Source organism: Streptomyces phytophilus, from assembly GCF_013870535.1.
Taxonomy (GTDB): Bacteria; Actinomycetota; Actinomycetes; order Streptomycetales; family Streptomycetaceae; genus Streptomyces; species Streptomyces phytophilus.
The window spans coordinates 1-1,123 of the sequence record NZ_JACBXC010001645.1; the positions used below are offsets into that span (position 1 = coordinate 1).

2 protein-coding genes are annotated in these 1,123 nt (G+C 71.9%); one reads left to right on the top strand and one right to left on the bottom strand.

The annotated features are described in order from the left end of the window. Window positions 1-4: 4 nt before the first annotated feature. Window positions 5-457, bottom strand: coding sequence for an iron chaperone (locus H5J30_RS34895; protein WP_181791810.1), 453 nt, complete (start codon window positions 455-457; stop codon window positions 5-7). A 271-nt stretch (window positions 458-728) separates the two neighbouring features. Between H5J30_RS34895 and H5J30_RS34900 the strand changes: the two genes are divergently transcribed. Next, window positions 729-1,118: an SH3 domain-containing protein gene (locus H5J30_RS34900; RefSeq protein WP_181791811.1), complete on the top strand. Its 390-nt coding sequence runs from the start codon at window positions 729-731 to the stop codon at window positions 1,116-1,118. Window positions 1,119-1,123 lie beyond the last annotated feature (5 nt).

The following is a 1,123-nucleotide window of genomic DNA, read 5'->3' on the forward strand; positions in this document are numbered from 1 at the left end:
CCGGCTAGCTGACCGCCTGCTTCACCAGCGCCGCGATCCGCGCCTCCACCTCGTCCGTCACCTCGGTCAGCGCGAACCCCGCCGCCCACATCGTGCCCTCGTCCAGGTTCGCCAGATCGCTGAACCCGAGCGTCGCGTAGCGCGCGTTGAACTTCCCCGCACTCTGGAAGAAGCAGACGACCTTGCCGTCCCGCGCGTACGCGGGCATGCCGTACCAGGTCTTCGGCGCCAGCTCCGGCGCCGCCGCCGTGACCACCGCGTGGATGCGCTCGGCCATGACCCGGTCCGAGTCCTGCATCTCCGCGATCTTCGCGAGCACGTCCCGCAGCGCCTCCGCCGCCTTGTCCGCGCGCGAACCCCGCCGCGCCGCCTTCCGCTGCTCCCGGGCGTGCTCCTTCATCGCGGCCCGCTCCTCGGCCGAGAACCCCTCGTACGCCCCGGTCTCGCTGCTGCCCATGATCGCTCCTGTCCGTTCGGATCCGGCCCGGCCACCCGCCGGGCTCGTGTGATCACAGCCTCGCCCCCGGGCATGGCGGAGCGCCTCCGTGCCGACCACGGAACCCGCCACGGACGTACGCACCCGTGGCCCGCGGTCCCGCCCGGATTGGGCTGGACGGGCGGCAGTTGGGTGTGTCTGTCCGTAATAGGGCGGTGCCGCGACCGACTTCTCCTACGGTTCTCACGTTCCTCCCCGCTCTGGTGCGTAGCACCGCGAAAGGAGATCCCCGATGTCGATCCGCAAGGCTGCCGCCGCCCTGGTGGCCACCGCCGCCCTGACCCTCGGTGCGCTCGCCACGACGCCCTCGCTCGCCGCAGCCGACTCCGAGGGGCGGAAGGCCGAGGCCGCCGCGCCGGCCGCCGAGGCCAACCCCTACCCGTACCGGGGCAAGGTGCTCGGCAACAGCGTCGTCTACAAGCGGGCCGAGCCGACGACGCGCAGCGACATCCTCGGATGGGCGGACTCCGGGACGATCGTCCGCATCCAGTGCAAGGTGATCGGCCAGAACGTGCTGGGCAACGACAGGTGGTACCGCGTGCCGGTGCGCGGCGGCGGCTACGGCTACATGTCCGCCCGCTACGTGCTGAACCTGGACCAGATTCCCTTCTGCCGGCGGTGACCCCG